The sequence below is a fragment of the Paraburkholderia sp. J7 genome, from assembly GCF_905220155.1.
Lineage (GTDB): Bacteria > Pseudomonadota > Gammaproteobacteria > Burkholderiales > Burkholderiaceae > Paraburkholderia.
Genome location: NZ_CAJMYZ010000015.1, coordinates 18,270 through 41,573 on the forward strand (window position 1 = coordinate 18,270; position 23,304 = coordinate 41,573).

The window sequence follows — 23,304 nt, forward strand, 5'->3', positions numbered from 1 at the left end:
AATCAAGCCTCGCTCGCGGTCGATGCCTGCGCGGCGACAGTAGATGCCGCCAATGGACTGCGCCCGAAGCGCGCAATCGAAAACGGTTCGAGCGGCATGTCGGTTGCGCCGGCGTCGAGCAGTTCCGCGAGCGTTTCGCCCACGCCGGGCCCGATCTGAAAGCCCGAGCCGCTGAAGCCGAATGCATAGAAAAGGCCCTCCGTTGTCGAACTCGGGCCAATCACGGGCTCCGAGTCCGGCAGATAGCTTTCCACGCCGCTCCACACGCGGATCACGTGCAGCGGCGCGAGCGCGGGCACCAGCCGGCGAAACTGCGCGATCTGCTGCACAGTGTTGCCGGGCAGCACGCCGGCGCGGCGCGTGCCCGTGTCGGCGGGACCTGACGGGCCGCCGCCCAGCACGAGGTTGCCGCGTGGAATCTGCCGGAAGTACACGCTTTCTTCCTTGACCGACGTGTAGACGCCCATCGAATGCGTGAAGCGGTAGGGCACGGGCTCGGTCACGGCCATCTGCGGGCCGCGCGCAACGAGCGGCACCGGCTCGCCGAACTGCTCGGAGAGCGCCCCCGCCCATGCACCGGCGCAAATCAGCAGCTGCTGCGCGCGCCACACGTGCCCTGTCGCGCTCTCCACGCGAAAGCCGCCCGCCTCCTTTTCGACCCGCACGATCTCGGTGTTCTCGACGAGATGCGCGCCCAGGCGCGCGGCAGCGCGCCCGAAGGCCGGCGCGGCCAGACGCGGATTGGCGTGGCCGTCACGCGGCGAGAGGGAGGCGGCCAGCACTTCGCGGCCAAGGAACGGAAAACGCTTGAACATCGCCGCGCCTTCGAGCACTTCGAGGTCGAGCCCGTACGCGCGCGCTTGCTCGGCGTAGCGATGAAAGTACTCGGCGTCGTGCGCGTGGTAGCACACGCGCGTGTGGCCAGAAGGCAGAAACTCCACATCTTCGCCAAGCAGCGACTGCGCGCGGTACCAAATATTGAGCGCGCGATTGGACATGGCGAGCTGCGAGAGCGCGCGGCCCTGGCGGCGCACGCCGCCGAAGTTCACGCCGCTTGCCTGCTGGCCCGTCAGCCCGCGTTCGATCAGGATCACTGAGCGCTTGCGGCGGCTCAGGAAGAACGCCGTGGACGTCCCGATGATGCCGCCTCCAATCACGATCACGTCGGCGCGATCCGTCATTCGCTGAACTCCTTTGCGCAGCGCGCGCCGTGCTGCGTTAGTGCGGCGAAGGCCTGCGTTTCGTCGATGCCATTGTCTACGGCGCTCAGCGTCATCGTGAGCGGCTTCACCGGCGCTTGTCCGCGCAGGCGGCCCACGGCTTCGAGCGGCACACGCGCCTCGGCGGCGATGACTTCGGCCCCGGCATGCGCGCAAAAGCGGCCCTGGCAGCGCCCCATTCCCACGCGCGAAAAGGCCTTCGCGCGATTGGCTTCCGTTGCGCCCGTCTCGCGCACCACGCGGCGCAACTCGCCCGCCGTGATGGCTTCGCAACGGCACACTACGGTCTCGTCAGGCAGCGCCGCCGCGAAATGCGCGGGCCACGGAAAGGCTTTGCGCAAGCCTTGTGCGAAGCGCGTGAAACGCGCGAGTTCAACGCGCAGTCTTGCTGTCTCCGCGCGCGCGCCACTAGATGAGCCCGCGCCCGCATCCTGCAAGGCCGCAAGCGCAGCGAGACGCCCCGCGCGCTCGGCCGCGTCGGCGCCGCGCACGCGCGCGCCGTCCCCAGCGAGATACACGCCTGCCACACTGCTGCGCCCGTCCTGATCGACTTCGGGCAGCCATTGCCGCGCAGCCGCATCGAACGCGAACGCGCAACCGGCGAGATCGGCGATTTGCGTTTCGGAGCGCAGGTGATAGCCGAGCGCGACGGCGTCGCACGCCACGCGCTGCTCGCTGCCGTTTGCGAGCTTCACGCGCACGGCGCCCACGCCGTGCTCAGGCGTGCCGTCGATGGCGAGCGGCGTGACGCCGCGATGCACCGGCACGCCCGCGCGGCGCAGCGTGCGCAGCAGCGCCATGCCCTTGCGCAACGTGGCGGGAACTTGCAGCAAATCGGGCAACGCACGCACGCGCTGGCCTGTCGTGGACGTATCGAGCACCGCGCTCACCGTCGCGCCCGCTTTCACGTACTGAGCGGCGACGAGGTAAAGCAGCGGGCCTGTGCCCATCATGACGGTGCGCGCGCCGATGGCGCAGCCCTGCGACTTCAGCGCGACCTGCGCGCCGCCCAGGCTATACGCGCCCGCCAGATGCCAGCCCGGCACCGGCATGAGCCGGTCGGTCGCGCCGCTGCAGACGATCAGCGCGTCGAAGGCCAGCTCGTGGTAGCGCGCACCGCTTGCTAGATGCACGGACTTCGGCCCGACGTTCCAGACGAGCGTGTCGGGCAGGTAGTCGATCTGCGGGCGCAGCGCGTCGAAGTCGCGGTGCAGCGACGCGGCGCGCGCGGCCTCGGTGCCGTAGAGCGTTTCGTAGCTGCGCTTGAAGCCTTCGGGCTGGCGGCGGTAGATCTGCCCGCCATCGCGCCGCCCTTCGTCCACCACGACAGGGCGCAGCCCCGCCGCGACCAGCGTCTGCGCGGCGCGCACGCCAGCGGGCCCCGCGCCGATCACGACCACCTTCAGTTCTGACCGCGCGGCCATACGCCCTCCCCGGCAAGCGCATTGCGCGTGACGATCGACATGCCCGGCGCCGCCGGCGTCGTGCAAGCGCGCAGCCGCTCGCCCTGTGCGGTCCACACCCAGCAGTCCTGGCACGCGCCCATCAGGCAGAAGCCGGCGCGCCGCCCGTCGTCGAACTCGCAGTCGCGCAGCGCGTCCTGCGTCGCGAGCAGCGCGACCATCAGCGTGTCGCCCTCGGCGGCCTGCGCCATGCGGCCGTCGATTTCGATGTCGAAGGTCGGGCGGCCCGCTTCCGCCACTCTCACGAAGCGTGCGCTCATGCGGCGGCCCTCTTTGTGGCTTGCGTGGCTTGCGCGACCTGTTCCGCCTGGGCGGTCTGCAGCCGCTGCAGTTCGGCCGTCGTGTGATGGCAAAGAATCTGTGCGCCGCCAGGCAAGCGCTTGATCGCGGGCGGCGTGACGTTGCAGGCGCCGTCGATGCGCACCGGGCAACGCGCGCGGAACGCGCACAGTTCGCGCACTTCGGCCGAGGCGCCAAGCGGCGGGAGCGCCGTGCCCGCTACAGCGCGCCGTGCATCGAGCCAGCCCGGCTGCAGGGCCGGGACCGAATCGACGAGCAGGCCCGTGTACGGGTGATAAGGCGGCGCTTCCAGCACATCGCGCTGACCCGCCTCCACGCACTGGCCGCCGTACAGCACGACGACGTCATCGCAAATCGCGCGCACCGTCGAGATATCGTGGCTGATGAACATGTACGAAACGCCTAGCTCGCGCCGCAATTCGGCAAGCAAGTCGAGAATCGCAGCGCCGACCACGGTGTCGAGCGCGGACGTCACCTCGTCGCACAGAATGAGCGCGGGCTCCGCCGCGAGCGCGCGAGCGAGGTTCACGCGCTGCTTCTGGCCGCCTGAGAGCGCGCCCGGTTGACGCTTCGCAATCGATGCAGGCAGCTTCACGAGGTCCAGCAGTTCGAGCATGCGCTTTTGCGCGCGAGCGCCGCGCAGACCGTGATAGAAGCACATGGGCCGCGCGAGGATATCGGCGATCGTGCGGCTCGGGTTCAGCGCGGTGTCGGCGTTCTGGAACACGATCTGGATACGGCGGTACTGGTCGGGCGTGCGCGCCGAAAGCGTGGCGGGCAGTGGCACGCCGTCGAGCAGCACCTCGCCGCGCGCACGCTCGACGAGCCCCGCCACCACGCGCGCGAGCGTCGTCTTGCCCGAGCCCGATTCGCCGATCACGCCGAGCGCACTGCCACGCGGAATACGCAGGCTCACGTCCTCCAGCACGCGCACGGCGGGCACCCCGTTCGCATCGACGCGGCCATAGCCCGCGATCAGGTTGCGCACTTCGAGCAGCGGCACCTCGGCAGGCGGCGGCACGGCGGGCGGACCGGGGTCGGGGTGACGGCGCGCGGCCAGCAGCGCGCGCGTGTAGTCGTCGGCGGGGGCGTCGAGCACCTGGAGCGTCGTGCCGTTCTCGCGCACCGCGCCATTGTTCAGGACGACGATACGATCGGCCATCTGCGCGACGACTGCGAGATCGTGCGACACGTACACAGCCGTCGTACCCAGCTCGCGCACGACCTTGCGGAACGCCGCGAGCACTTCGATCTGTGTGGTCACGTCGAGCGCGGTGGTGGGTTCGTCGAACACGACCACGGCGGGATCGGTGATAAGCGCCATCGCCGCCATCAGCCGCTGCAACTGGCCGCCGGAGACCTGATGCGGATAGCGCGCGCCTATCGTCTCCGGCGAAGGCAACGCGAGCGCGCGGAACAGGCTCACCGCTTTCTCGCGCGCCGCCGCAGGCGACATCAGCTTGTGCAGCAGCGCGGGCTCGGTCACCTGATCCATGATCGTGCGCGCCGGATTGAAGCCCGCCGAAGCGCTCTGCGCCACATAAGCCACGGTGCGCGCGCGCAGTGCGCGGCGGCCGCGTTCGTCGAGCGCGAGCACATCCGTGCCGCCAATCTTCACGCTGCCGCCTGCGATGGCGCAGCCCTCGCGCGCATGGCCGAGCAGCGAGAGCGCGATGGTGGTCTTGCCCGACCCCGACTCGCCGATCAGCGCGAGCACTTCGCCCTTCTTCACCGTGAAGTCGACGCCCTTGACGATCTCGACGACCGGATCGGGCGCCGCGCCCGCGACCACGCGCAGGCCCGTCACTTCGATCATGTTCATTTTCCGCCTCCATGCGCGCGGCCGCCGTGACGGCGCAGGCTGTCGATCAGCAGGTTCACGCCAACGGTCAGCGTCGCGATGGCGACGGCTGGCATCAGCACGGCGGGCGCGCCTTCCGCGAGGCCGCCAATGTTCTCGCGCACGAGCGAGCCCCAGTCCGCGTCCGGCGGCTGCACACCGAGGCCGAGGAACGAGAGGCCCGAGAGCAGCAGCACGATGAACACGAAGCGCAGGCCGAAGTCGGCGAGCATGGGGTGGATCATGTTCGGCAGCACCTCCACGCGGGCGATATAGAACAGCCCCTCTCCGCGCGCCCGGGCGACCTGCACGTATTCGAGCGTCATCAGGTTCACGGCGAGCGAGCGCGAGATGCGAAAGGCTCCCGGAATATAGGCAAGCGCCGCGACGGTGATCAGCATGGGCACCGACGAGCCGAACGCCGCGATCACGACGAGCGCGAGCACCTTGCTCGGAATGGAGATCAACGCGTCGAACAGGCGGCTCAGCACCTCGTCGATCCAGCGCGGCGCGACAGCCGCAAGCAGTCCGAAGAACGTACCGATGCCGCTTGCGAGCAGCGTGGCGGCGAGCGCGAGGCCCACGGTGTACTGCGTGCCGTAGAGCACGCGGCTCAGCATGTCGCGGCCAAGGAAATCGGTGCCGAGCAAATGCGCCGCGCTATACGAGCCAAAGATCTCCGTGGAGGTGATGGCGCCGCCCTTGTATGGCGCGACGAGCGGCCCGATGAAGGCCACGCCGAGCCAGAACACGACAATGGCAAGTCCGATCAGGCCGAGCACCGAGAGGCGCCCGACGATACGGCGCAGCGGCGAGCGCGGCGGCGTGGGAACATCGCTCTGTACGTCCTTGGCGACCTCGGCGGCGCGCTCCTCGCTCTCGCTCGACGCGTAGAGCACGGTCGCGGCATGGGATGTGGCGGGTCGGTTCATCGTTGACGCAGCCTCGGGTTGGATACGATTTGACACAGGTCCGCGATCAGCACGAGCACCAGATACGCGGCGCAGAACACCATCACGCAGCCCTGCACGAGCGGCAGGTCGCGGTTCGTCACGGCGTCGACCATCAGGCTCGCGAGGCCCGGATAGTTGAAGATCGACTCCACGATCACCACGCCGCCAAAGAGATACGAGAGGCTCAGCGCGACCGCATTGGCGATCGGGCCAATCGTGTTCGGCAGCACATGGCGCAGCACGATGCGCGCGGGCGAGGCGCCCTTCAGGCGGGCCATTTCCACGTACGGCGCCCCCAACTGGTCGAGCACGGCGGCGCGCGTCATGCGCGCCATCTGCGCGACGATCACGCAGCACAGCGTCATGACGGGCATGGCGTAGATGCGCAGGAGCGTGCCGAACGAGTCCACCTCGGAGAGGTACGCGAGCGCAGGCAGCCAGCGCAGCTTCACCGCGAAGATCAGCACCGCGATAGTGGCGACGAGAAATTCGGGCACCGCCACGGCGGAAAGCGTGAGCACGTTGAGTGCGCGATCGAGCAGCGAGCCGCGAAACACGGCGGAAAAGATGCCGATGGCGAGCGCGAGCGGCACGGAAACCAGCGTAGTGAGCCCCGCCAGCACGAGCGAATTCGGCAGGCGCGTGGCGATCAGCTCGCTCACCGGCTGGTTGTTCGACACCGATGTGCCGAAGTTGCCGGTCACGGCCTGCAAAAGCCAGTGGACATAACGCGTGAGCGCGGGCTGATCGAGGCCGAACTGGTGACGCAGCGCGGCCACCTGCTCGGGCGTGGCCGCCTGGCCGAGGGCCTGCTGCGCGGCGTCGCCGGGCAAGAGGCCCGTGAGGCCGAACACGATTGCCGAGACGATCAGCAACGTGAGCAGCGCGAGACCGAGACGCGCGGCAATGAGACGTTGCGCGTGAGCTTTCATCGGATGTCGCCTCCCTGAGCATCATGAAGCGGGAAATCGGTGGCCGGGCGGGCGCCCGGCCGCAACCATCACGTCGGCAACTACGCTTCGAGCCAGACGTTCTCGGCGAACTTGAAGCCCATGAGGCCCGCAATCGGAATCGAGCCAAGGCCCTTGAGCTTCGTCGTATGCGCGTCGAGCGAGCTCAGGAACATCGGAATGCCGATGCCGCCGTCGCTATGCACGAGCACCTGCATGTCGCCGTAGATCTTCTTGCGCTTGGCGTCGTCGGGCTCGCCGCGCGCCGCCAGCAGCATCTGGTCGAACTTCGGGTCCTTCCAGTTCGCCTCGTTCCACGGTGCGTCCGACTTGAAGAACTGCGTGAAGATCACGTCGGCGCTCGGGCGCGCGTTGATGTTGCCGAAGGTCAGCGGGTGCTTCATCCAGTGGTTCGACCAGTAGCCGTCGCTCGGCGTGCGCACCACCTGGAGGTTCAGGCCCGCCTGCGGCGCGACCTGCTGCAGCAGCATCGCCATTTCGACGGAGCCGTCCGCAGCCGGAGAGGCATAGATCTGCAACGGCGTGTTGCCGAGCTTCGCCTTCTGGAAATAGAACTTCGCCTTCTGCGGATCGAACGCGCGCTCCGGCAGGCCTGCGAAGTAGTACTTGTTGGTCGGATCGATCGGCTGGTCGTTGCCGATCGCGCCGTAGCCGAGGAACACGGCGTTGCGGATCTGCTCGCGGTCGAACAGGTGCATCATGCCGCGGCGGAAGTCCGCGTTGCCCGTGATGCCGCCTTCGTCGCGCATGATGAGGTCGGTGTACTGGCCCGTCTTCGTTTCCTTCACCGCGAAGCCCGGCGTGCCCTTGATTCGCGAGGTCGAACGCGGGCTCACCTGATTGATGAGCTGCACGTCACCCGAAAGCAGCGCGTTCACGCGCGCCGATTCGTCGCCGATACCGACCAGTTCGATCTCGTCCAGATGCGGCAGGCCCGGCTTCCAGTAGCGCTCGTTGCGCACGACCACCGTGCGCACGCCCGGCGAGAACTCCTTGAGCTTGAACGGCCCGGTGCCCACGGCCGTCTTGAAGTCGTTGGTACCGTCCTTGATGATCATGAAGTGCGAGTCGGCGAGGATCACGGGCAGGTCGGCGTTCGCCCCCGTGAGCGTAATCGTCACTTCGTTCGGGCCCGTGGCCTTCACGTCCTGGAACTGGTCGGCGAGCGTCTTGACCTTCGAGGCCACGGCGGGGTCCTTGTGGCGCATGAGCGAGTAGACCACGTCGGCGGGCGCGAGCGTTTTGCCGTCGTGGAACTGCACGCCGCTGCGCAGCTTCACGACCCACACCGTCGCGTCCTTCGTTTCGAGCGATTGCGCGAGCGCCATCTGCGCGCCGAGATGCGAGTCGTACTCGGTCAGCCCGTTGTACACCATGTAGGCGCGCACATAGTCGGTGGACACCGACTCCTTCGCGGGATCGAGCGTGTCGGACGCGGACGCCGACTGCGTCGCCACGCGAATCTTGCCGCCCTGCTTCGGCTTTTCCTGCGCGAGAGCCGCACCGCTCGCGGTGAGCAGGCCCGCGCCCGTCATCGACACCATGCCCCCCGCGACCATGGCGCGAAGGAGGTCGCGGCGCGTGGCGCCGCGCTTCGTCAATTCCTCGAGCCGCACGCCGGGGTGTGCAATGTCTTCAAGCGATTTGTCGATGCTCATGAAACTTCTCCGCGTCTGATGTGGGGGACCGCAGCTCGTATCGAGGCTGTGTTTTATGGAAAAGGCAGTGGAAAAGCAGGGTCAGTAAAAAGCGTCTTTGATCTGGTAGTACGCGCCGACGAGCGGCAAAAACCACGGCTTGCCCGTGTGCCCCGGAATGGCGGGCCAAGCGAAATCGCGCCACGGGTTCGCCGCTGTGTTGCCGCTCATCACCTCGGCCATCACCTGGCCCATGTGTGTCGACATCTGCGTGCCGTGGCCGCTGTAGCCCATCGAGAACCACATGCCGTCGTGCTGGCCCGCGCGTGGCAAGCGGTCCGCGGTGATATCGACGAGGCCGCCCCAGCAGTAATCGATACGTACGTTCGCGAGCGCCGGGAAGAGTTGCGCGAGCGTGTGCTGGAGGATGCGGCCGCTCTTCGCATCGGAGGGCTGCTCCGACGCCGTGAAGCGCGCCCGCCCGCCGAACAGCAGCCGCGAGTCCGGCGTCACGCGGAAATAGTTGTGCATGAGGCGGCTCGTCGTGTACGAGCGGCGGTTCGGCAAAAGCCGCGCGAGTTGCCCGGGCGGCAGCGGTTGCGTCACGACGATGAACGAACCAACCGGCGCAAGACGCCGCCGATACCACGCGAACGGGCCGTGCCGCGAAGGGCCCGTCGCGATCAAGACCTGTTGCGCGCGCAACGTTCCACGTGTCGACTCCACGCGATAGCCGCCGCCCTCCTTCGCAATGGACGTCACGGCAGCGTGCTCATAAAGCCGCGCGCCGCGCCGCACGGCGGCGTTCGCAAGCCCTACCGCAAAACGGCCCATGTGCATCTGGCCGCCATGCTTGTGCAGCAGACCGCCATAGAAGCTGTCCGACTCCACCTCGCTGCGAATCTGTTCGCGGCCGATGATCTCGACATCCGGATCGACCTCACGGCGGATCAGTTCGGCCGTCCGTTCGAGGTGTTCGAGGTGATGCGGCTTCGACGCGAGCTTGAGCTTGCCCGATGCGAGGTAGTCACACTCGATGCCCTCTTCGCGGATCAGCCGCTCCACCGTATCGACGGCAGCCGCATAGGCGCGGTAGCAACCCTGCGCGCGCTCGACGCCCAGTTGAGCGCGCAGCGCCGCATAGTCCTGCGCCACGCCCGTGTTGCACTGACCGCCGTTGCGCCCGGACGCTCCGCCGCCCATGCGGCCCGCGTCCAGCACCGCGACGCTCGCGCCGCGGCGGCCAAACGCGAGCGCGGCGGATAGCCCCGTGAAGCCGCCGCCGACCACGGCAACGTCCACGCGGCCCTCCACCGGTCCCTCGCTTGCGAGCAGACCGCCAGGGGCGGTATCGAGCCAGTAGGAGTCGAGCTTCATCGGGCGGCCTCGGCTAATTCGTCTCTCACAGACCCAGTTGCGAAGCGAGTTCGCCAATCGTCTCGACTTCGTAGTACTCGTAGTACGGCGTGCCCGGCTCGTGGCCGCGCTTCACGAACGCCTTGTGCTTGATGCCCATGTCGTGCGCCGTCATGAGGTCGTAGCGCAGGCTCGACGACACGTGCAGCACGTCGCCGGGGTTGCAGTTCAACTGGTCGAACATGTACTCGAAGCCCTGCATGCGCGGCTTGTACGACTGCGCCTGCTGCGCCGTGAATACGCGGTGGAACGGCGCGCCGAGCTTGTCGACGTTGCTCTGGATCTGGTCGTCCGAAGCGTTCGAGAGAATCACGAGCTTGTACTTCTTCGCGAGGCGCGAGAGGCCTTCCGGCACGTCCGGGTGCGGGCCCCAGGTCGGCACGGCGGTGTAGAACTTTTCGGCTTCGGATTCGATGAACTCGACGTTCATGCGCTTGCAGGCGCGGCGCACCGAATCGACGACCACGTCGCGGTACGGCTTCCATGCGCCGAGCACCTCGTCGCGGCGATAGCCGGCGAAGAACGCGACGAACTTCTCGAGATCGGCGCCCTTGAGGCGGTCGCCGTACATCTCGCGCGCCATGTCGGCCATGCGGAACTTCGTCAGCGTGCCGTAGCAGTCGAACGTGATGTACTTCGGCTCGAAATCGATCATGATGACAATCCTTTCGTGTGATGAACCCGTTTGGGGCTCAGTGGCGAATACAGGAAGAAGTGCGTCCCTGTGGAAAATTTAAACAGCGCAAAATTTGGGGTTGGCGTCGAATCGTGGGGCCTGCACGGTATAAACCACGCGTTTGCAGGGGCCGGCGCAGCAGATTCTGCGGTGGCGCCATTTCGCGCGTAATAGCCGCATGACCGTGCGTTTTCCTGCGTGATTCGTCGGCGTGGCAGTCGGCATGTCGTCAGCTCCGCGTATCGATCAGCACGCTCTTGAACCGCAGGTGCGCTTCATAGCCCTGGCGGCCGAGATCCTTGCCCATGCCCGAGCGCTTGTAGCCGCCCGTCGGGATCATGAAGTCGCTGCTGCGCCCGTAGCGGTTCACCCACACGGTGCCCGCCTCCAGTGCGCGCACGAGGCGCAGCGCACGGCCAATGTCCGCGGTGTGCACGCCGGCGGCAAGGCCGTAGTCGGGATGCGAGGCGAGCGCGAGCGCTTCTTCCTCCGTGTCGAAGGTCTGCACCGTGAGCACGGGGCCGAAGATCTCGGCGCGCACCGCCTCGGTTTGCGGGGTCACACCGGTGAGGATGGTGGGCAGATAGAACGCGCCCGGCACAGGCGCGTCGGCGCGGCGGCCGCCGCAATACAGCGTGGCGCCTTCGGCCACGCTGCGCTCGACGATGGCTTCGATGCGCGCGGCCTGCGCCTCTGAAACGATGGGCGGCAGCGTCGTGCCCGCAGCCCACGTCGCGCCCGCGCGCAGCGTTGCGAAGGCCTGCTCGATGCGCGACACGAGTTTGTCGGCAATGCCGCGCTCGACCAGCAGCCGCGAACCGGCCACGCACACCTGCCCGGCATTGCCCGCAATCGCGCCGGCAATGCGGCGCGCGACCTCGTCGAGCCTCGGTGCATCGGCAAACACGAGTTGCGGACTCTTGCCGCCCAGTTCCAGCGTGACCGGCTTCGTGCCGCTTTGTGCGCACGCCGCCATGATCGCGGCGCCCGCGCGCGTCGAGCCCGTGAACGTCACCTTCGCGACGCCCGGATGACGCACGAGGGCGTCGCCGGTCGTCGCGCCGTCGCCTTGCACGACGTTGAAAATGCCCGGCGGAATGCCCGCTTCGATCGCGAGTTCGGCCAGACGCAGCACGGAGAACGGCGTCATTTCCGAGGGCTTGAGCACCACGGCATTGCCTGCTGCGAGCGCCGGGCCGATTTTCCACGACGCCATGACGAGCGGGAAATTCCACGGCGCGATCGCGCCGACCACGCCGTAGGGCTCGGCGATCGTCATGCCCAGATGGTCGTGATCGGTGGCCACGACCTCGCCGCCGACCTTGTCGGCGAACTCGGCGTAGAAGCGAATGCCTTCCGCCGTGAACGGCACGTCCCAGGCGCACACGTCGCGCACGGGGCGCGTCGAGCCGAGCGCTTCGAGCGGCGCGAGCGTGGCGGCGTCGGCGGCGATCAGGTCGGCGAAGCGGCGCAGGATGCGAGCGCGTTCGCGCGGCGCCATGCGCGCCCAGCCGCTCTCGCGAAACGCGCGCGTGGCGTTCTCGACGGCGCGGTCCACGAGTTGCGCATCGCCTAGCGGCACCGAGGCATAGAGCACGCCGTCCGACGGCCGCGCGACGCCGATGCGATCCGCGCGCTCCACGACCCGCTCGCCGCCAATGAAATGGCCGGCTGTTGCGGCCACGGCGGCAGCGACTGCGGCGGGCTCGAACTGGTCCATGACTGGGTTCCCTCGACTTGGTCTCGATGGGAAATATCGTAGGTCCACTGCCGCCGCATATTTCGCCGACAAAAAGGCGCAATCAGCAGAATCGACGCGTTATTGACCGTCCAACCCCGCGTTTTGCATTGCATCACGAGCGAGGCCGGGCGCGCGCCCAGAACAGGAAGATCGTCCTAGTCAGCCTCAGCGGGCAATGCGATAGTCACGGAACGCGTATACAGAATCTGGAGGCCGGCGTGTCCGACCCAAACCCGAACAGCGTCATCACCTACCGTGCCTTTACGGCCGACGATCTGGCCGCCGCGCATGCGTTGTCGACAGCAGTGCGCTGGCGGCACCGCCCCGAAGACTGGCGTTTCGCCGCGCGCATCGGCGAAGGCATCGTGGCCGTGGACGAAAGCGGCGCGCTCGTCGGCACGGCTTTCTCGTGGCTGTTCGGTCCTAACGCGGCAACGCTCGGCATGCTGATCGTGAAGCCGAGTCATCAGCGCCGCGGCATTGGGCGGGCCATGATCGAGCACTGGATGCAGGCGCTCGCTTCGCGCACGCTGCTGCTCCACGCGAGCGACACGGGCTGGCCGCTCGTCGAAAGGCTCGGCTTTACACGCATTGGCCGCATTCACCAACACCAGGGCGCGGCGTTCCAGCCGCCGCTCGTCTCCCTGCCCGCGGGCGAACGGCTGCGCCCGATCGGCGCGAGCGACCGGCCACGCCTGGTCGAACTGGCCACGCGCGCAAGCGGCCTGGATCGCTCCGATATGCTGCCCAAACTGCTCGATCAGGCAAGCGGCATCGCGCTCGACCGCGACGGCGAACTGATCGGCTTCGCGCTCTTTCGCCGCTTTGGCGACGGCCACGTGATCGGCCCCGTGATCGCCCCCGATTCACCGGACGCCTGCCGCGCCAAGGCGCTGATCAGCCACTGGCTCGCCTCCAACGCGGGCATGTTCGTGCGTATCGATACGCCTGTCGATCTCGGTCTCTCGGATTGGCTCGAAGGCGTGGGGTTGCCGCTCGTGGATCACATCGAGAAAACGGAGCGTGGTGAGCCGTTGCGCGTCGATGCGCAGTTCAAGCAGTTTGCGATCACGAGCCAGGCGGTGTGGTGAGGGCGCTCGACGGCGCGCTACCACCCGGGCAGCGAACGGACTACCATTGAAGTCTCGTCTCGAGGGTGACGGCTATGGCTACCTATGGTGTCGACGGTGTACGCATCAGTTCCTCAACGGACCGGGTAACCCACGTGCGCTGGGCGCTAATCGACCCCCAGACGCACGATTGGCTTTCGACACCCACCATCTCCGAGGTGGGGACCATCACGAACGACATCCGCTTGGGCGCCGTGGTGTATTCGGTATTTACGCTGGGCGGCATGCGCTTTCTTGGTCCGAAGATCAAGCCGGTGCCGCATCCCAACGGGATCGATGGCATCGATCTGGAAGTGCCGGACGGCAACGTCGAAAAGTCCATCGACGATCTACCGCGCATCTAGCGGTTCGTCGTTGACCCTGCCGATTCCCGAAAAGCTGCCAAAAAGTTGCCGAAAAGCGCGATGCGCGCGGCCATGCGCGCATCTGCCACCTGTCGTCAACCCTGCCCCGGCTGAGCAAATCATTCGGCATGCCGATTATTTGCCGCGGCAATCGGCGACTATTGCGAAGTTGTGAGCTTGAGGTTCGGACGCAGGTCGTGCGTGACCGCTTCACGTTGCCCTTTGCGCTGGTCCGACACCTGTTCGATGCCCGTCTTCAGCACCTCTTCGCAAAACGCAATTCGCGTGCGGTAGTACTCGGCCTGCAATTGCGCATCGAGAACCCGCTGTTCAGCCTGGAACAGCGCCATACGCAATTCACCCAGCGCGCGTTGAGCCTGCTTCTCCGGCGTTGCGGCATTGTGGGCAATCAAGTTTGAAAGCCAATGCAACATGGATAAGCCCCCCTGTCTTCGATTTCACGCGTCAAGTTTGATAACTGCCCGAACCGTCGCTGAGAAAAGACTATCAGAGGCGAAGAAAACCAGTGTGTGCACAAACGAACGTGTTGTATAAACGATGCAAAACAGCCGTAGCGCGACTCACTTTCGTCACACGTTTTCTTCATGCGCTTTCTTCACAAATAGGGAGCGATGTATATCCGTGCCAGGTCAGTCATGACTCACCGCGTTCGCACACTCGCGTTTTGCATAGCGCTCGCGTTATTGGGTCCCGACGCGTGTCTGGCGGACCAGGTGAAAGTCATGATGTCGGGCTGGTTTGCGCCAGCGTATCGCGAGTTGGGCCCGCTATTCGAGGACGAGACCGGCAATACATTGCTCACGGTATGGGGGGCCGCGGCAGGCACGGCCTTGACTGCCATTCCCGTGCGGTTTGCGCGTGGCGAATGGGCCGACGTGCTGATCGTGGTCAGCTACGCGCTCGACGATCAAATTCACGCGGGTAATGTCGTGCCCGGCAGCAGGGTGGACTTCGCGCGCTCGCCAATCGGCATGGTGGTGCGTGAAGGTGCGCCGAAACCGGACATCAGTTCTGTCGACGCTTTGCGCCGCACGTTGCTTGAGGCGAAGTCGATTGTTTATCCGCAAAGCGCGAGTGGCGTGTATATCGCCAACGAACTGTTTTCGCGTCTGGGCATTGAAGGGCGTGTGAAAAGCAAGAGCCGCATGGTGCCCGCCGAACGGGTCGCCACTGTCGTTGCGAGCGGCGGCGCGGAGATCGGCTTGCAGCAGGTCGTGGAGCTGTTGCCGGTGAAGGGCGTGACGGTGGTCGGCAGTTTGCCCGCGGAATTGCAGAGTTATGTGGTGTACTCCGGGGGCATCGCCGCCACGGCAAAGAATCCGGCCGGCGCAGAGGCGCTGATCCGCTTTCTGTCTTCGCCGGATGCAGCGCCCGCGATTATGCGCAGCGGGCTCGAACCGATCACGGCGCCGCAGCCGTTGCCGGTGCTGCCGCCGCAACCGCAACCGCAAATGCAACCACAGCCGCAAGCGCAGCCACTGCCGAACTGAGCAAAAGCCGCAGTGCTGCCGTAGAGCCATCAGCCATCGTTGGCGGCTAGCTCGCCGCCATCCCTTTTTCCGCCAGTTCCTTTTTCGCGCTCTCGTTCTTGGTCAAGTGCGTGAGGCCCATGCCACGCAAAACGTTCGGCGCTTTGGTGTACTGGATATTGTCATAGCCCACGATCTCGATGCGATTGCCCCAAGGGTCGCGAAAATCCAGAAACGGACCGTCGAGCAGCTTGACGCCCGCAGCCTTCAGGGCGGCGCGCGCCGCCTCCTTGTCATCGACAACGAGGCCTATATGGCGGCCGTCGTCGGCGGGCTGTTTGCGCCCCGCCTGCAACGCGATGAATTGATCGCCGAGATCGATGAAGGCCATCGTCCTGCTCTTGCCGCGCAACTGAAAGTCGAAGATGCGGCCATAGAAAGCCAGCGCTTGCTCGATATCGCCAACTTCCAGCGCGACGTGATTGAAACCGATCGCGCGTGGCCTGGTGGTTGTGGTGTCAACCATTTCGTCCTCCTCCTGCAACCCGTGCATTGCGTTCACAAACTCGCCCGGCACTCGCTTTCCGGCGAGACACCTCAAGTATGGGGATTGAAGTCGCCTGACACTAGCCTGTCAAACAGGATTTGTTCCATCCATTTCTGGACAAATATCGCGGCCGATCCGGCACGTGTGCCAAGCGTAGCCTATGATGGTTCGTGCGCATTGAGTCGGCAAACCATGAGGACACCATGGACAGGACAGAGCGGACCATCAAGTGGCGCAGTTTGCCAAATGTAAGCAGCGGCGTGATTGAGCCGCGTAATCCATTGCCCGCAGTCTGTGACGTGTCGGTTACGAACGTCTGCAACGCCGCATGCGACTTCTGCGGCTTTTCGCGCGAGAAGAAGTTAGCCGGTCCGCGCCGCTATATCGATCCTGACGCATTCGCGCGCGCCATGCCCATGCTGCGCAAACGCAAGATTCGCTACATGACGCTGCAAGGCGGTGAGCCGCTGGTTCACCCGCAAATCGAATCGCTCGTAGCGTCGGCCACGCAAGCCGGCATCCAGTGCGGCGTGATTACGAACGGCTGGTTCCTCCCTCGCCACATCAAACAACTGGCTGCCGCGGGCCTCAAGCGTCTCCTGATATCGATCGATAGCGCGGACATGCGCGAGCACGAGCGCAATCGCGGCCTGCCAGGCCTCGAAGGCCGCATCTGCGAGGGCATCGCTCAAGCCCATGCATTCGGCATTCCGGTCTGTGCGACGGTTACGGTAAGCCATCTGGTTCATTACGAATTGCTTCCCGAGACGCTCGAGCGGCTGGGTTTCGATTCCGTGGTCTTTTCCTATCCACGGCGTGACGCATTCGGTTCCACATCGCTCGTGTACGACGAAAATTCGAAGCTCGTCGACCTCAGCCGCGACGAGCTACTCGACGCATTGAGTGCAATCGAGCGCCTCAAAAAGCACTTTCGCGTGATGGACCCGAGCGCCGCGCTGAACGAGGTTGCGCGGTTCGTTCGCGGCGAACAGCAACTCATTCCGTGTATTGCCGGCAGCAAGTATTTTTATATCGACTGGAATCTCGACGTGTGGCGTTGCGAGCCGTGGCATGAGCCCATGGGCTCGGTCTTCGACCTCGACCGCCTGCCCGATCAGCGGGAGCCCTGCAATGCCTGCATGATGGGGTGCTACCGGCATGCCAGCGTCCTGATGCACGGTGCGATGGGTGTAACTGAGTCCGTATATGCGCTGGGCAGGGGCGAGCTTCGCACTGCTGTCAGCTTGTTGTTTCAGCGCGGCGTTGCGTATTCGCTGTGGGCGCTGGCCACTGAAGAACTGCCTCGAACCGCGCTTGCCGCATTGGCAGGAAGGACAGGCCCACGGCGGTCCTCGCCGCAAAGCGCATGAATGAAAGTTACGGGCAGGCCATCGTCATTGTGAATGGCCCGCCGTTCGCCGCTGGGGCGCTCACTGCTTGCGCTTAAACGCTCAACGCAGACAGTCGCTCGACAATCTCATCGAACGAAGGCCGCATCTCGACCTGCTCTGCGAAACAGTCGGCGATTAGCGCATCGAACCCGGCGGCATGCTCATGCGCTTCGCCGGCCAAACGTTGCGCGAGTTCTTCGAGCAGGCAGCCGAACGCCCGCACCTCGATACGTTCGAGTGCCTGCGCCTGCGCGCGATCGTCGATATCGTGCAGCGACGCCGCGCCGAAGTCGCCGAGCAATACGTGCCCCGCACCGTCGTGCAGGATGTTGTGCGCATAGAGATCGCCATGCATGATCCCGCGCCCATGCAAATGCCGCGCCGCCGAAGCAATGCCGCGCGCGATCTGCGACGCCACCGGCCTGTCGAACAGGACATCGGGCGCGTAGATGTCGCGCGTACATGAGTCGAGGCTCGGAGGCCCGGCGAGATTGGCGAACGACGGATGGATCAGCTCCATCACGAGGCCATGCTCGCCCAACGGATGTCCCGTGGCCTTGCCGAGGACCGGAATGAGGTTCGGGTGTGAGCCTGCTTGCAGGCACGCGGCCATTTCCAGTTCCGGCAAACCGTCGCTTGTCACCGCGCCCTTGAACAGCTTGACGGCGACCGCTTCCACCGGATGCCCGTCGCGCAGAAGACGCGTCGCGCGATGCGTCACGCCCGATGCCCCCTCGCCAAGCGTTTGTCCGAGTGCGAGCGTATGCCAGTCGATATCGGGCACCGGTGAGTCCGCGAGCGCCACCTGCTCGCGCATGGTATTGAGCGGATTGCCCGCGTAGGCGAGCCACGCGAGGCGCGGCAGGCGCAACAGCCAGTCGGGCAAGGCGTCGAGCCGGTTCGCCGCGACCCGCAGCAGTTCGAGGCGGCTGCAAGCGGCCATCGTCTCGGGCAGCGCGCGCAGCCGGTTGCCGGCGAGCATCAGCTTCTGCAGATTCGGACGTTCGCCGATTTCGGGCGGCAATGCATCGACCTCGTTATCGGTCAGGATCAGCCAACGCAATTGCGGCGGCAGCGCACTGCCTGAAACGCGGCGGATGCGGTTCGCCTTGAAGCCGACCATGCTCAGCGACTCGCACTCGCCAAGTACGGGCGGCAACTCGGTGAACGGGTTATTCGAGGCGAACAGAATGCGCAGATGCCGCAGCCTCGCCAGGTCGTGCGGCAGCGACGTGAGCGCGTTGCCCGAGAGGTCGAGCACCTCCAGGGTGTCGGCGAGATCGAAGATCTCGCGCGGAAATTCGGTCAACCCGCAGGCGAGCTTGAGCTGTCGCGCGCCGGCGAGTTGACCGTCACGCAGTTGTTCGAGGGTAGCGGTCTTCACGCGTGGATTGAATGGGAAATGGCAAGGAAATCGCGAATGCCGGTGCTCATCGTGCGCATGGCGCTCAGGGCAGCGGCGAATATCGCAATTCTAGCGGGTCGCGTGCTGTGACCGCATTTTGCCTCGCAAGCTTCAGGAATGCGCCTGGCTGCTTGCGGCGGCTTGCTCATGCACGCTCGTCGCTGACCAGCCGCCGCCCAGCACCTTGTACAGCGTGACCTGATTCGACAGCTTCGCCAGCTCGTCGGTCACCAGTTGCTCCTGCGCCGTGTAGAGCGTGCGTTGCGCGGTCAGCAAGGTCAGGAAGCTGTCGGTCCCGGCCTTGTAGCGCGCCTGCGCGAGATCGTAGTAATCCTGCGCCGCTTTCACGTACTCGCGGTCCGCCGCGACCTGATCGACATAGGTCGCGCGCCCCGCCAGTGCGTTCGATACTTCCTTGAACGCGGTCTGGATCGCCTTTTCGTAGTCGGCTACGTCGATATCCTTCTCGATCTTCGCAACGTCGAGCGACGCCTTGTTGCTGCCGTAATCGAAGATCGGCATCGTGATCGTCGGCGCGAACGACCATGCGCCCGTGCTCGCCTTGAACAGCTGCGAGAGGCTCGTGCTGGCGGTGCCGGCGCTCGCAGTCAGCTCGATCTTGGGAAAGAACGCCGCACGCGCGGCGCCGATATTGGCGTTCGCGGCCTTCAGCGTATGCTCGGCCTCGATGATATCGGGCCGGCGCGCAAGCAAGTCGGACGGAATGCCCGCATCGACGTCGGCGAACATGGCGTCGCTATCCAGCAGCGTGGGCCCCGTGCCAAAGTCATCCGGCAACGGGCAGCCAATTTCGGCGATCAGATTGTTGCGGTCCTGCGCGACCGCGCGCGTGTACGAGGCTACGCTCGCACGCACGCTCGCAAGCGACGTTTGCGCCTCACGCACGTCCTGAAGCGACGCACTGCCGATCTTCATCATGCTCACCGTGAGATCGTAGGTGCTCTGGTTAGCCGTGGCGGTGTCGGTCGAGACTTTCAGCAAGGTCTCGTCGGAGAGCAATTGCAGGTAGTCGGTCGCAACATCTGCCACGAGCGAAAGCTGCGTGCTCGTGCGCGAGGCCTGCGTCGACAGATAGTTTTCGAGCGCCTGGCGCTTCAGGCTTCGAATGCGCCCGAAGAAGTCGATTTCCCACGACGTCGTGCCGACCGAAACGGTATTCGAGTGGCTTACCGCGCCATCGGTACGCGTATTCGTGACCGAGCCGCCGGCGTCGATCGTCGGCGCCAGTTCCGCGCGCGTGATGCGGTACTGCGCCTCGTACTCGGCCACCTGCAGCGCCGCGACGCGCAGGTCGCGGTTGTGATCGAGCGCGAGCGCGATCAACTCCTGCAGTTTCGGGTCCTTGAAGTAATCGCGCCAGCCGACGTCAGCGGCGTTCGGCGCCGTGGACGATGCGGGCGCCGCAGCCGCCGATGCGCCCGCATCGTACGCGGCGCCCGTTGGCCACGCGGTAGCGACCGGCGCCGCGGGACGCTGATAAACCGGGTCGAGAGAACACGCGCTCAATACTGCCGCGCAGAGCACCGATAAAAGCTTCAATTTCATTCATGATCCTTTGCGGCCGGCGCGGCTTCGCCATGTTCCTTGAACAGCTTGCGCACCACAATGAAGAACACGGGCACGAAGAAGATGGCGAGCGCAGTCGCCGCGATCATGCCTCCGGCCACGCCGGTTCCGATCGCATGGCGCGCGGCCGAGCCCGCACCGGTGCTAATCACGAGCGGCAGCACGCCGAACACGAAGGCGAGCGACGTCATGAGAATCGGCCGCAAACGCTGATGCGCCGCTTCGAGCGTGGCCTCGACGAGCCCGCGGCCCTGCGCCTGCAGGTCCTTCGCGAATTCGACGATCAGGATCGCGTTCTTCGTGGCCAGACCGATTGTCGTCAGCAGACCAACCTTGAAATACACGTCGTTCGACAGGCCACGCATATGCGCGCCCAGCAGCGCGCCCAGCACGCCGATCGGCACCACGAGAATGACCGCGAGCGGCACCGACCAGCTTTCGTACAGCCCCGCGAGGCAGAGAAACACCACGATCAGGGAAATGGCGTACAGGTACGCGGCCTGGGAACCCGCGAGCACTTCCTGATACGACTGCCCCGTCCACTCGATACCGAATCCGGCGGGCAGCTGCTTCGCGAGATTTTCGACGGCGGCCATTGCCTGGCCCGTGCTCACGCCGGGTGCCGGCTGGGCGCTCATTTGCATCGCCAGTTCGCGGTTGTAGCGTTCGATCTGCGGCGGCCCGAACGTCCAGCGCGTGGTGGCGAACGCGGAGAACGGCACCATCTGGCCGTCATAGCCCGAAGTCGTCGTCGATGACGTCGATGTCGAAATCGAAGATGAGCTCGACGACGAACTTGAGGATGACGAAGTACTCGACGACGAATCCGCGCGCACGTACCACTGCCCGATGTCGTCCGGCATCATGCGGTACGGCGCGTCAGCCTGCACGTAGACCTTCTGGATACGCCCGGTATCGATGTAGTTATTCACGTATGCCGAACCGAACGCCGTGGAAATCGTCGTGTCGACATCGGCGATCGACAGCCCGAGTGCACTCGCCTTCTCGCGGTCGATATCGACGTAAAGCTGCGGCGTATCTTCGAGACCCGCCGGACGCGTCATCGCAAGCGAAGGATCCTTGGCAGCCAGCGCGAGGAACTGGTTGCGCGCTTTCAGCAGCTTGTCGTGTCCCTGGCCCGCGCGGTCCTCGATTTCGAAGTCGAGCCCGCTCTGCGTGCCGAGGCCATGAATCGCAGGCTCGTTCATCACGAAGATTTGCGCGTCGCGATTGCTCGCAAAGGCGGCGTTCGCGCGGCTGATCACCGCTTGGGCGCTATCGTTCGAACCGCGCTGGCTCCAGTCCTTCAACTGCACGAATGCGAGCGCGTTGTTCTGCCCTTGCCCGTTGAAGCTGAATCCGTTCACGGCCATCACGTGCGTCACCGCGGGCTGCTTGAGGAAATACTGCTCGACTTGCGCCACGGTCTTCAGCGTCTTCGAAGTCGGCGTGCCGACCGGCGCCGAAATGGACACCATGACCGAGCCCTGGTCCTCTTCCGGCAGATACGACGAAGGCAGCGTCACGTACAGAATGCCGACCACGCCCGCAATGAGCGCGTAGCCAAGCATCCAGCGCGCGGGTTTCGCCACCACGCGCGCCAGCGTGGCGCTGTAGCGCGCATTGCTCTTCGTGAAGAGGCGGTTGAACGCGCCGAGCAAACCGCGGCTTTGCGCGTGCTCGAGCGCCGACGGGCTCAGCAAGCTCGCGCACAACGCGGGCGTGAGCGTCATGGCGAGCAGCACCGAGAGCACCATCGCCGACACGATCGTGACCGAAAACTGGCGATAGATCGCCCCAGTGGAGCCGGAGAAGAACGCCATGGGGATGAACACGGCGGTCAGCACGGTCGTCACGCCCACGAGCGCGCCGGTGATCTGGCTCATCGCCTTCTTCGTTGCCGTCTTCGCGTCGAGCTTTTCCTCGGCCATGATCCGCTCGACGTTCTCGACGACGACAATCGCGTCGTCCACGAGCAAGCCGATCGCGAGCACCATGGCGAACATCGAAAGCACGTTGATCGAGAAGCCGATCGCCGACATCACGCCCAGTGTGCCGAGCAGCGCGACCGGCACGACGATGGTCGGAATCAGCGTCGCGCGCAGGTTCTGCAGAAACAGGTACATCACGAGGAACACGAGGATCACCGCTTCGAAAAGCGTCTTCATGACCTCCTCGATCGAGATCTTCACGAACGGCGTGGAGTCGTACGGATACGCAATGGCCACATCCTTGGGCAACTGCGGCTGCAGTTCCACGAGCTTGGCGCGCACGGCCTTGGCAACGGCCATGGCGTTCGCGCCGGTCGACAGCTTTACGGCCAGCGCGGCCGCCGGCTTGCCGTCGAGCCGCGACGACGTATCGTACGAGTCGCCGCCCACCTCGACGCGCGCGACGTCCTTGAGCAGGACCTTCGAGCCGTCGCTATTTACGCGCAGGAGAATGCCGCCGAACTGGTCGGCAGTCGTCATCAGGCTCGACGCGGAGATCGTCGCGTTGATCGCCTGGGAGTTCGTAGCAGGCGCCCCGCCGAGTTCGCCGACGGAAAGCTGCACGTTCTGGTTGGTGACGGCGGTCGTCACATCGGAGGCGGTCACGCCGAAGCTGCGCATCTTCACGGGATCGAGCCAGATGCGCATGGCGTGCTGCGCGCCGAACAGCGTGACGTCGCCCACGCCGTTGATCTGCGTGAGCGGGTCCTCGATCTGCGTGGCGATGACGTTGCCCAGATCGATCGAATTGAGCGTGCCGCCCGGCGACGACAGCGCGACGATCATCAGAAAGTCGCTCGATGCCTTCGCCACCTGCACGCCCTGCTCCTGCACCGTTTCCGGCAGCGAGGCCGTGGCCTGGGTCACCTTGTTCTGCACCTGCACCTGCGCGATATCCGGGTTGGTGCCCGGCTTGAACGTCAGGTTGATGGTGGCCTGCCCCGCGCCGCTACTCGTCGACGACATGTACAACAGGTTGTCGATGCCGGAGAGCTTCTGCTCGATCACCTGGGTGACGGTCTTCGCAACCGTGTCGGCGGAGGCGCCCGGATAGGTCGCCGTAACCTGCACCGAAGGCGGCGCGATGGTCGGATATTGCTCGATTGGCAGCGTGGTGGTCGCCGCACCGCCGATCAACATGATGACGATCGCGATGACCCACGCGAGGATCGGGCGCTGGATGAAAAAACCTGCCATGCGCC

The 23,304-nt window shown here is 65.5% G+C and carries 19 protein-coding genes; 4 read left to right on the forward strand and 15 right to left on the reverse strand.

Going from position 1 to position 23,304, the window contains the following annotated elements; all coding sequences use genetic code 11:
• Nucleotides 1-2 precede the first annotated feature (2 nt).
• From U5A58_RS23625 to U5A58_RS23670, 10 genes are all read right to left on the reverse strand, one after another.
• Nucleotides 3-1,181, reverse strand: coding sequence for an FAD-binding oxidoreductase (locus U5A58_RS23625; RefSeq protein WP_321963253.1), 1,179 nt, complete (start codon nt 1,179-1,181; stop codon nt 3-5).
• Nucleotides 1,178-2,644: an FAD/NAD(P)-binding oxidoreductase gene (locus tag U5A58_RS23630; RefSeq protein WP_321963254.1), complete on the reverse strand. Its 1,467-nt coding sequence runs from the start codon at nt 2,642-2,644 to the stop codon at nt 1,178-1,180. The genes U5A58_RS23625 and U5A58_RS23630 overlap by 4 nt, the downstream gene beginning before the upstream one ends.
• The gene (locus U5A58_RS23635) at nt 2,623-2,943 is read right to left on the reverse strand and encodes a (2Fe-2S)-binding protein (protein WP_321963255.1); all 321 of its coding nucleotides are present in this window, start codon (nt 2,941-2,943) and stop codon (nt 2,623-2,625) included. The genes U5A58_RS23630 and U5A58_RS23635 overlap by 22 nt, the downstream gene beginning before the upstream one ends.
• The gene (locus tag U5A58_RS23640; protein WP_321963256.1) at nt 2,940-4,805 is read right to left on the reverse strand and encodes an ABC transporter ATP-binding protein; all 1,866 of its coding nucleotides are present in this window, start codon (nt 4,803-4,805) and stop codon (nt 2,940-2,942) included. Before U5A58_RS23640 ends, U5A58_RS23635 begins: the two co-directional genes overlap by 4 nt.
• The gene (locus U5A58_RS23645) at nt 4,802-5,755 is read right to left on the reverse strand and encodes an ABC transporter permease (protein ID WP_321963257.1); all 954 of its coding nucleotides are present in this window, start codon (nt 5,753-5,755) and stop codon (nt 4,802-4,804) included. Before U5A58_RS23645 ends, U5A58_RS23640 begins: the two co-directional genes overlap by 4 nt.
• On the reverse strand, nt 5,752-6,708 hold the full coding sequence (locus U5A58_RS23650; RefSeq protein ID WP_321913388.1) for an ABC transporter permease: 957 nt from the start codon (nt 6,706-6,708) through the stop codon (nt 5,752-5,754). The genes U5A58_RS23645 and U5A58_RS23650 overlap by 4 nt, the downstream gene beginning before the upstream one ends.
• 80 nt (nt 6,709-6,788) lie before the next feature.
• A complete protein-coding gene (locus tag U5A58_RS23655) occupies nt 6,789-8,405 on the reverse strand; it encodes an ABC transporter substrate-binding protein (RefSeq protein WP_321963258.1) in 1,617 nt (538 codons plus the stop codon).
• Nucleotides 8,406-8,486: 81 nt separating this feature from the next.
• On the reverse strand, nt 8,487-9,761 hold the full coding sequence (locus U5A58_RS23660; protein WP_321963259.1) for an FAD-dependent oxidoreductase: 1,275 nt from the start codon (nt 9,759-9,761) through the stop codon (nt 8,487-8,489).
• Between the two features lie 25 nt (nt 9,762-9,786).
• Entirely contained in the window at nt 9,787-10,455 is a 669-nt protein-coding gene (locus tag U5A58_RS23665) for a haloacid dehalogenase type II (protein ID WP_321963260.1), read from the reverse strand.
• A 250-nt stretch (nt 10,456-10,705) separates the two neighbouring features.
• Nucleotides 10,706-12,196 (reverse strand): aldehyde dehydrogenase family protein, encoded by a 1,491-nt coding sequence (locus U5A58_RS23670; RefSeq protein ID WP_321963261.1) that lies wholly within the window; start codon nt 12,194-12,196, stop codon nt 10,706-10,708.
• Between the two features lie 239 nt (nt 12,197-12,435).
• Between U5A58_RS23670 and U5A58_RS23675 the strand changes: the two genes are divergently transcribed.
• Nucleotides 12,436-13,308, forward strand: coding sequence for a GNAT family N-acetyltransferase (locus tag U5A58_RS23675; RefSeq protein ID WP_321913383.1), 873 nt, complete (start codon nt 12,436-12,438; stop codon nt 13,306-13,308).
• 74 nt (nt 13,309-13,382) lie between these two features.
• Complete coding sequence (locus U5A58_RS23680) at nt 13,383-13,691, forward strand: hypothetical protein (RefSeq protein WP_321913382.1); 309 nt, start codon at nt 13,383-13,385, stop codon at nt 13,689-13,691.
• Between the two features lie 158 nt (nt 13,692-13,849).
• On the opposite strand, the gene U5A58_RS23685 is transcribed toward U5A58_RS23680, so the two are convergent.
• Nucleotides 13,850-14,125, reverse strand: a complete 276-nt coding sequence (locus U5A58_RS23685; protein WP_321913381.1) for a hypothetical protein — start codon at nt 14,123-14,125, stop codon at nt 13,850-13,852.
• Between the two features lie 222 nt (nt 14,126-14,347).
• Between U5A58_RS23685 and U5A58_RS23690 the strand changes: the two genes are divergently transcribed.
• Entirely contained in the window at nt 14,348-15,202 is an 855-nt protein-coding gene (locus tag U5A58_RS23690; RefSeq protein WP_321963262.1) for a substrate-binding domain-containing protein, read from the forward strand.
• 46 nt (nt 15,203-15,248) lie between these two features.
• On the opposite strand, the gene U5A58_RS23695 is transcribed toward U5A58_RS23690, so the two are convergent.
• Entirely contained in the window at nt 15,249-15,758 is a 510-nt protein-coding gene (locus U5A58_RS23695; protein ID WP_321963263.1) for a VOC family protein, read from the reverse strand.
• Between the two features lie 269 nt (nt 15,759-16,027).
• Between U5A58_RS23695 and U5A58_RS23700 the strand changes: the two genes are divergently transcribed.
• Nucleotides 16,028-17,098, forward strand: coding sequence for a radical SAM protein (locus U5A58_RS23700; RefSeq protein ID WP_321963264.1), 1,071 nt, complete (start codon nt 16,028-16,030; stop codon nt 17,096-17,098).
• A 73-nt stretch (nt 17,099-17,171) separates the two neighbouring features.
• Here U5A58_RS23700 and U5A58_RS23705 read toward each other — a convergent pair whose 3' ends face one another.
• From U5A58_RS23705 to U5A58_RS23715, 3 genes are all read right to left on the reverse strand, one after another.
• Nucleotides 17,172-18,503 carry a leucine-rich repeat-containing protein kinase family protein gene (locus U5A58_RS23705; protein WP_321963265.1) on the reverse strand — a complete coding sequence of 444 codons (1,332 nt, stop codon included), beginning with the start codon at nt 18,501-18,503 and terminating at the stop codon, nt 17,172-17,174.
• A gap of 132 nt (nt 18,504-18,635) precedes the next feature.
• Nucleotides 18,636-20,090 carry an efflux transporter outer membrane subunit gene (locus U5A58_RS23710; RefSeq protein ID WP_321963266.1) on the reverse strand — a complete coding sequence of 485 codons (1,455 nt, stop codon included), beginning with the start codon at nt 20,088-20,090 and terminating at the stop codon, nt 18,636-18,638.
• Nucleotides 20,087-23,299 (reverse strand): efflux RND transporter permease subunit, encoded by a 3,213-nt coding sequence (locus U5A58_RS23715; protein ID WP_321963267.1) that lies wholly within the window; start codon nt 23,297-23,299, stop codon nt 20,087-20,089. The genes U5A58_RS23710 and U5A58_RS23715 overlap by 4 nt, the downstream gene beginning before the upstream one ends.
• Between the last annotated feature and the right edge of the window lie 5 nt (nt 23,300-23,304).

What these genes read in the sequence shown, in the direction of transcription:
- U5A58_RS23625 (WP_321963253.1), bottom strand. Translation starts at nt 1,181, where the DNA reads ATGACGGATCGCGCCGACGTGATCGTGATTGGAGGCGGCATCATCGGG.
- U5A58_RS23630 (WP_321963254.1), bottom strand. Translation starts at nt 2,644, where the DNA reads ATGGCCGCGCGGTCAGAACTGAAGGTGGTCGTGATCGGCGCGGGGCCC.
- U5A58_RS23635 (WP_321963255.1), bottom strand. Translation starts at nt 2,943, where the DNA reads ATGAGCGCACGCTTCGTGAGAGTGGCGGAAGCGGGCCGCCCGACCTTC.
- U5A58_RS23640 (WP_321963256.1), bottom strand. Translation starts at nt 4,805, where the DNA reads ATGAACATGATCGAAGTGACGGGCCTGCGCGTGGTCGCGGGCGCGGCG.
- U5A58_RS23645 (WP_321963257.1), bottom strand. Translation starts at nt 5,755, where the DNA reads ATGAACCGACCCGCCACATCCCATGCCGCGACCGTGCTCTACGCGTCG.
- U5A58_RS23650 (WP_321913388.1), bottom strand. Translation starts at nt 6,708, where the DNA reads ATGAAAGCTCACGCGCAACGTCTCATTGCCGCGCGTCTCGGTCTCGCG.
- U5A58_RS23655 (WP_321963258.1), bottom strand. Translation starts at nt 8,405, where the DNA reads ATGAGCATCGACAAATCGCTTGAAGACATTGCACACCCCGGCGTGCGG.
- U5A58_RS23660 (WP_321963259.1), bottom strand. Translation starts at nt 9,761, where the DNA reads ATGAAGCTCGACTCCTACTGGCTCGATACCGCCCCTGGCGGTCTGCTC.
- U5A58_RS23665 (WP_321963260.1), bottom strand. Translation starts at nt 10,455, where the DNA reads ATGATCGATTTCGAGCCGAAGTACATCACGTTCGACTGCTACGGCACG.
- U5A58_RS23670 (WP_321963261.1), bottom strand. Translation starts at nt 12,196, where the DNA reads ATGGACCAGTTCGAGCCCGCCGCAGTCGCTGCCGCCGTGGCCGCAACA.
- U5A58_RS23680 (WP_321913382.1), top strand. Translation starts at nt 13,383, where the DNA reads ATGGCTACCTATGGTGTCGACGGTGTACGCATCAGTTCCTCAACGGAC.
- U5A58_RS23685 (WP_321913381.1), bottom strand. Translation starts at nt 14,125, where the DNA reads ATGTTGCATTGGCTTTCAAACTTGATTGCCCACAATGCCGCAACGCCG.
- U5A58_RS23690 (WP_321963262.1), top strand. Translation starts at nt 14,348, where the DNA reads ATGACTCACCGCGTTCGCACACTCGCGTTTTGCATAGCGCTCGCGTTA.
- U5A58_RS23710 (WP_321963266.1), bottom strand. Translation starts at nt 20,090, where the DNA reads ATGAAATTGAAGCTTTTATCGGTGCTCTGCGCGGCAGTATTGAGCGCG.
- U5A58_RS23715 (WP_321963267.1), bottom strand. Translation starts at nt 23,299, where the DNA reads ATGGCAGGTTTTTTCATCCAGCGCCCGATCCTCGCGTGGGTCATCGCG.